The organism is Pseudomonas sp. GW821-FHT02A08 (assembly GCF_059422045.1).
Window position 1 is genome coordinate 59,221 of sequence record NZ_JBWKWD010000035.1, and the last position, 6,317, is coordinate 65,537.

The window sequence follows — 6,317 nt, forward strand, 5'->3', positions numbered from 1 at the left end:
CATTCGCGAGCAAGCCCGCTCCCACAGTAAAAAGCACCTCAACCAGACAACAAAAACAATCGGACACCCATGGGAAGTCCGCCTGGAGAAACGCAATGAGCCTTAATGCACTGGAGGCCGGCGCGAGCCCGGCCGTTAGCCACGACGAAGAAAAAGCCCTGGTCAGCAAAGTCGCCTGGCGGCTGATGCCGCTGATCATGGTTTGCTACCTGTTCGCCTTTTTCGACCGCATCAACATCAGCTTCGCCAAGTTTCAGCTACAGGCCGACCTGAGCCTGAGCGATACCGCTTATGGCCTGGGCGCCGGGTTGTTCGTGGTCGGCTATGTGATTTTCGAAGTGCCGAGCAACATGATGCTGTACAAGGTCGGCGCCCGGCGCTGGATCGCCCGGATCATGATGTCCTGGGGCCTGGCCACGGCGGCCATGGTGTTCGTCAACAGCGAATGGCAGTTCTACGTGCTGCGCTTCGTGATTGGTGCGATGGAGGCGGGTTTCGCCCCGGGCGTGCTGTATTACCTGACGTTGTGGTTCCCGCAGCACTATCGCGGGCGCATCACCTCAATGCTGTTCCTGGCGTCGGCGTTCGCCGGCCTGGTGGGCGCGCCGTTCTCGGGCCTGGTGCTGCAACACCTCGACGGCGTGCTGCAAATGCGTGGCTGGCACTGGCTGTTCCTGCTCGGTGGCGTGCCGTGTATCGGCCTCGGTTTGCTGGTGCTGACTTTGCTCAAGGACCGCATCGAAGACGCCCATTGGCTGACGTCCTCGGAGAAGACCCTGCTGGCAAGCCGCATCGCCCAGCATGAGCCGCACAAGAGCGGTGGCTCGCTGCTCGCCGCGCTGCGGATTCCGGGCTTTCTGACCTTGGGCCTGATCTACTTCCTGATCCAGGTGGCGTCTTACGGCTTGAATTTCTGGGCGCCGCAACTGATCCGCAGCGCCGGTACTGAAAGCCCGGTGATGATCGGCTTGCTGACAGCCATCCCTTATATCTGCGGTGCCATCAGCATGGTGGTGATCGGACGCCTGTCCGATGCTACTGGCGAGCGACGCAAGTTTGTCGCCGGTCTGGTGGCGGTTGGTGCGGTTGGGTTCTTCAGCGCGGGGATCTTCGCCAGTCACACGACCTTCCTGATTGTCGCGTTGGGCCTGCTCGGTGCCGGGATCATCGCCTCCATCCCGAGCTTCTGGACCCTGCCACCGAAACTGCTGGCCGGTGCCGGCGCGGGCGCTGCCGGCGGGATCGCGGTGATCAACACCCTGGGCCAGTTCGGCGGCATCGTCAGCCCGGTGATGGTCGGCCGGATCAAGGACCTGACCGGCAGCACCACGCCGGCGCTGTATGTCATTGGTGTGTGTGCGCTGATTGCGGTGGCGCTGTTGCTGTGGGGGTTGCCGCAGAAGTTACGCACCCTCGACAAGGCCTGAAGTCTGCATTGCCAGACAGACCGCTTTCGCGAGCAAGCCCGCTCCCACAAGGACCGCGTACCTCCTGTGGGAGCGGGCTCGTTCGCGAAGGCTGACTGGAAAACACCATCGTACCGTCGGTTGTCCCCTCAACCCGCCGTCGCCAACCCCTTGGCCGGTGCATCAAAAAATTGAATCAACACCACCCCGGCCATCAACAGCACCACCCCAAACACCTTCGGCAAGGTAACCTGTCGCTCCAGCAACCCAAACCAGCCGAAGTGATCCAGCAACAACGACGCCACCACTTGCCCCGCCAGCGCCAATGCCATGAACCCCGCGGCACCCAGCTTGGGCAGCAGCACCAATGCCAGGGAAATAAAGATCACCCCAAAAGCGCCACCGGCCCACATCCAAAGCGGCGCCTTGCTGATGAATGCCAGTGACGGCAACGGCAAACGCATCGCCACGATGATCGGCAACAGCACGATAACGCTCACCAGCAACGAGGCGAGCGTCGCCCACAACGGATGGCCCAACCCGCGCCCGAGGTTGACGTTGATCGCGCTCTGAAACGGTACCACCGCCCCGGCGATCATCGCCAACCCCATCAGACCGGCCCAATGCAACGTACTCATGATCGATCTCCAACAGGTTTTGCTGGACTCTAGAGTATTCGTCGCGCAGATTTAAATTCCGATTTGTTATTCAGAACATGCAGCAGATGAATGATCTACGACGCATCGACCTCAACTTGCTGGTAATCCTCGACGCCTTGCTCAGCGAGCAACACGTGACCCGGGCGGCCGAGCGTCTGCACTTGAGCCAGCCAGCGGTCAGTCATGCGCTGGCGCGATTGCGTGACCTGCTTGGCGATCCGCTGCTGGTGCGCGCCGGTGCCGGCCTTGTAGCGACTGCGCGAGCGCTGGAACTGGTGGCGCCGCTGGCCGAAGCCCTGGCCCAGGTGCAAGCGTTGCTGGCGCCGAACGCTTTCGATCCCGCGACCACCCGGCGGACCTTCCGCCTGGCGATGTCCGACTACGGCGCCGCGATTGTCCTGCCGGGACTGATCCGAACCTTGCGCCGCGAAGCGCAGGGTATCGACCTGCAAATCAGCCACGGCAGCCGCGAAAGCATGCTCGAAGGGGTACTCAACGGTGATATTGATGTCGCCGTCGGGGTATTCCCGGAAATTCCCAACGAATTGCGCAGCACACCGCTGTTCGAAGAGCACTATGCCTGCCTGGTGGACCGCAACAGCCTGCCCGCCGATGGTGTCCTCGATCTGCCTACCTACCTGGCTCGGCCCCATGTGCTGCTGGAGATGCGCGGCAGCGGCACCCCGGAAATCGAGCGGGCGCTGACGGCCTTGCGTGAACGCCGACGTGTTGCCGTCAGCCTGCCGCACTGGAGCGTCGCCCCGGAATTCATCAGTGGCACCGACCTGATTCTCACCGTCGCCTCCCGGGCCTTGCGCGACATCGATGAGTCGACATTGATCGTCGTGCCACCACCGTTTCAGATTCCGTCGTTCACCTTTGTTTTGGTGTGGCACAAGCGGCGGGGTGGGGATCAGGCGTTGAATTGGTTGAATCAGAGGATTGGGGAGGGGACCCAGCGTTGAAGAGTTTCTGTCGCGATCAGGCAGTCGACAGCTTAAGACCTGATATAGACTGGCCACCATTCACCAAGCAGTTCAAAAGGACTCCCCATGACCCCATCGTTGCTAATGGCCGTGCTTGCCTCGGGTTTTATCTACGGTATTACCCCGGGGCCGGGGGTGCTGGCGGTGTTCGGCATTGGCGCAGCCCATGGGCGGCGGGCCGGGGCGGGGTTTCTGGGTGGGCATTTGCTCGGCGATGTGGTCTGGTGCAGCACGGCGCTGATCGCGATTGTCGGTGCGCGGGAGATCGGCAGTACCGCGTTCGACGTGCTCGGAGTACTCAGCGGCCTGTACCTGTTCTGGCTCGGCTGGCGTGCGGTGCGCGCCCGACGCAGCAGTGCCGGTGAGCCGCAGGGCCCGGCGCGGCAGCCGTTCTGGCACGGCATTCTGTTTGGCCTGACCAACCCCAAGGCCTATCCGGTGGCGGTGGCGACGTTCACGGCACTGCTGTCGAGCCGCGCGGAACTGCTCAACTGGTCAATGCTGCCGGCGCTGATCGCCCTGAGTTTCGTCGGCGGGTTGCTCGCCTACGCTATTCTCATTGGCGTTGTCGGTGCGCGGCGGGTGCGCAGCTTGTACCAGCGTCATGAACTGGCAATCACCCGGTTGTGCGGGGTGATGTTCATCGGTTTCGCCATCAACGCATTGGTACATGCGTTGCCGGGGCTGATGCCGAACAAGGCATGAATGTGATCACAAGGATGCAAGACTGAAAGGGCAGGGATGATTGATGAGCGCTGCATTATCGGGACACCCACGCTGAACCATGGAAAACCGGAATTCCGCGCCGCTGGCGAGCTATATCGATCTGTTGCTGGACGCCGTCTGTGCGGTGGATAAACAGGGCCGCTTTGTCTTTGTCAGCGCGGCGTGCGAGCGCATTTTCGGCTACAGAGCCGATGAGATGATCGGCGAGGCGATGATCGACATGGTGCACCCGGGCGATCGTCAGCGCACCCTCGACGCCGCCCGGGAAATCATGGGCGGCGAACCCAAGCTCAACTTCGAAAACCGCTACCTGCGCAAGGATGGCAGTGTGGTGCACATCCTCTGGTCGGCACGCTGGTCCGAAGACGATCAGTTGCGCATCGCGGTTGCTCGCGACATCACCGAACGCAAGCAGGCCGAATCCCGGCAGGCAGCGTTGTATGCGATTTCCGAGGCGGCCCATGCGGCAGAGGATCTGCTGGCGTTGTTCAAACGCATCCACATGCTCATCGGCGAATGGCTGCCGGCACTGAATTTTTCCGTGGCGCTGTATGACGAGCACTGCGCTCAGCTGAATTTCCCTTATCACGTCGATGACCACGAGCCACAGCCCGAACAGCCCGGAACCATGACCGGGCGCCTGTGCGTCGAGGTGATTCGCACGGGCCTGCCGATTCTGTTGACCCCGGACCAGTGCCCACCTCCTGTAGGCTTCGAAATGCTGCAGGACGAGCAGAATGCACCCTGTTGGCTGGGTGTGCCGCTAAACTCGCAAAACGGCACCATCGGCGCGTTGATCGTCAAAAGCATTCCAGGCGGCGAGCGTTACACCGAGCAAGACAAGGAACTGCTGCAATACGTCTGCGCTCAGGTCGCGACCGCCATCGAGCGCAAGCAATTGCACGCCCGCCTGCAACACATGGCCCAGTACGACCAACTGACCCAGTTACCCAACCGCGAGCTGCTGCGTGACCGGCTCAAGGCATCGATGCGAGCGGCCCGCGAGGGCGGCGGACGCATGGCGCTGTTGTACGTCGACCTCGACCGCTTCAAGCAAGTCAACGACACCCATGGCCACGCGGTCGGCGACATGCTGCTGCAAGCGGTGGCCAATCGGCTCAAGGGCTGTGTGCGGGAAACCGACACCGTGGCCCGCATCGGCGGTGATGAGTTCGTGGTGTTGCTGCACAGCATTCACGCGGCAGACGATACCGACATCGTGGTCGAGAAAGTCCGTCAGGTCCTGGCCCAGCCCCTGCGACTGGACGGGCACAGCCTGAACATCCAGCCAAGTATCGGCGTCGCCCGATACCCCGATCACGGCACCGAAGAGAAGCAATTGTTCCGGCATGCCGACGAGGCGATGTACTGCGCCAAGCGCGAGCATCACCTGCGACCGGTCTGAAAACCCGGGCACCGTTCGTCGTAGTTTCCACGTAATTTTCTAAACCTTTTTGGGCGCGCAAATTCAGATTCTATGCGGGCGTACGCTCGCCGCGACTACCACCAAGAGGAAGAGAATCATGCCTAATTCCAGAAACTCGAACTCAGGGAACTTCGCCAACGATCGAACGAAGGCCTCTGAAGCCGGTCGCAAGGGTGGGAAAACCACTACCACGACCGTCGATAAAGACCCGACGAAACCCGACATGGGTCGCAAGGGCGGTCAGAAATCCCGTTAAAGGATGCAGGTGGTTTTGATTGAGAGGCGGGGGCGAAAGCTCCCGTTTGAACTTTTCAAGGAGGGCGCGACCATGAACCGGATGGCCACCCGATTATGTAATGCCAGTTTTGCCACGTTACTTGGGCTGTTTGCCAGCAGTGCCTTTGCCCAGTCGCTCGCCGAATTCATCGACGAGGCCTCGGCCAAAGGCATGGCGGATATCGAAGCCAGCCGACTGGCGCACCAGAAGTCCGAATCCAGAGAGGTCAAGGATTACACCATCGTCGTCATCAACGACCGCACCACTGCGAACCAGCACCTGGCGAAAATCGCCAGGCAACTGGATTTGCCGGTGGCCCCACGCGAAGAGGTTGTCGAAAAGGCCAAGGCCCTGATGCCACAAGCCATGGATGGGGCGACCTTCGACGAGGCCTATGCAGCCAGTCAGGTGAAGACCACGCAGGAAGCCATCGATCAGCTGCAGCAGCAAGCACAGACCACCGACGTACCTCAGATCAAGGCGTTCGCCGAAGAAACCCTGCCTAAACTGCAAAATCATCTGCAAATGGCCAAAGCGTTGCGGGCTAAAAGTTGAACACAAGGATTGAACACAAACGGCGCGGGAATTTGGTCACGCGCCGTTTTTCTTTTCAGCAATGATCCAGCGGCCTGTAATAAAAAAACGGCTAATCACGCCTGATGCCAGTCAGTTAAGCAATTTCAGCCACGACACCCTTTGTAGCAGCTGCCGAGCTCGCGAGGCTGCGTTCGGCTGCGAAGCAGACGTAAAATCAGCCATTGCGGTACGTCAGGCAGGCCGCGTCAGCTGGACTCACGACTGCTATGCAGCCGAACGCAGCCTCGCGAGCTCGGCAGC

Annotated in this window: 7 protein-coding genes; 6 read left to right on the forward strand and 1 reads right to left on the reverse strand. The window is 61.0% G+C overall.

The genetic code is table 11. From position 1 onward, the window contains the following. The first annotated feature begins 95 nt into the window (after positions 1–95). Positions 96–1,427, forward strand: a complete 1,332-nt coding sequence (locus tag AC07W4_RS21820; RefSeq protein WP_008051831.1) for an MFS transporter — start codon at positions 96–98, stop codon at positions 1,425–1,427. 128 nt (positions 1,428–1,555) lie between these two features. On the opposite strand, the gene AC07W4_RS21825 is transcribed toward AC07W4_RS21820, so the two are convergent. After that, the gene (locus AC07W4_RS21825) at positions 1,556–2,044 is read right to left on the reverse strand and encodes a DMT family transporter (protein ID WP_495033947.1); all 489 of its coding nucleotides are present in this window, start codon (positions 2,042–2,044) and stop codon (positions 1,556–1,558) included. 77 nt (positions 2,045–2,121) lie between these two features. Between AC07W4_RS21825 and AC07W4_RS21830 the strand changes: the two genes are divergently transcribed. The 5 genes from AC07W4_RS21830 to AC07W4_RS21850 all read left to right on the forward strand — a co-directional run bounded on the left by AC07W4_RS21830 (position 2,122) and on the right by AC07W4_RS21850 (position 6,035). After that, positions 2,122–3,030 carry a LysR substrate-binding domain-containing protein gene (locus tag AC07W4_RS21830; protein WP_495033948.1) on the forward strand — a complete coding sequence of 303 codons (909 nt, stop codon included), beginning with the start codon at positions 2,122–2,124 and terminating at the stop codon, positions 3,028–3,030. An 87-nt stretch (positions 3,031–3,117) separates the two neighbouring features. Further along, the gene (locus AC07W4_RS21835) at positions 3,118–3,756 is read left to right on the forward strand and encodes a LysE family translocator (protein ID WP_495033949.1); all 639 of its coding nucleotides are present in this window, start codon (positions 3,118–3,120) and stop codon (positions 3,754–3,756) included. Between the two features lie 79 nt (positions 3,757–3,835). Beyond that, positions 3,836–5,182, forward strand: a complete 1,347-nt coding sequence (locus tag AC07W4_RS21840) for a sensor domain-containing protein (RefSeq protein ID WP_495033950.1) — start codon at positions 3,836–3,838, stop codon at positions 5,180–5,182. Positions 5,183–5,300: 118 nt separating this feature from the next. Beyond that, complete coding sequence (locus AC07W4_RS21845) at positions 5,301–5,459, forward strand: KGG domain-containing protein (protein ID WP_082562877.1); 159 nt, start codon at positions 5,301–5,303, stop codon at positions 5,457–5,459. Between the two features lie 72 nt (positions 5,460–5,531). Continuing rightward, on the forward strand, positions 5,532–6,035 hold the full coding sequence (locus tag AC07W4_RS21850; RefSeq protein ID WP_495033951.1) for a DUF4142 domain-containing protein: 504 nt from the start codon (positions 5,532–5,534) through the stop codon (positions 6,033–6,035). Positions 6,036–6,317: the final 282 nt, after the last annotated feature.

Bases quoted from the DNA above. Each gene is read 5' to 3' on its own strand.
- AC07W4_RS21850 (WP_495033951.1), top strand. From the start codon at position 5,532: ATGAACCGGATGGCCACCCGATTATGTAATGCCAGTTTTGCCACGTTA.
- AC07W4_RS21835 (WP_495033949.1), top strand. From the start codon at position 3,118: ATGACCCCATCGTTGCTAATGGCCGTGCTTGCCTCGGGTTTTATCTAC.
- AC07W4_RS21840 (WP_495033950.1), top strand. From the start codon at position 3,836: ATGGAAAACCGGAATTCCGCGCCGCTGGCGAGCTATATCGATCTGTTG.
- AC07W4_RS21825 (WP_495033947.1), bottom strand. From the start codon at position 2,044: ATGAGTACGTTGCATTGGGCCGGTCTGATGGGGTTGGCGATGATCGCC.
- AC07W4_RS21845 (WP_082562877.1), top strand. From the start codon at position 5,301: ATGCCTAATTCCAGAAACTCGAACTCAGGGAACTTCGCCAACGATCGA.
- AC07W4_RS21830 (WP_495033948.1), top strand. From the start codon at position 2,122: ATGCAGCAGATGAATGATCTACGACGCATCGACCTCAACTTGCTGGTA.
- AC07W4_RS21820 (WP_008051831.1), top strand. From the start codon at position 96: ATGAGCCTTAATGCACTGGAGGCCGGCGCGAGCCCGGCCGTTAGCCAC.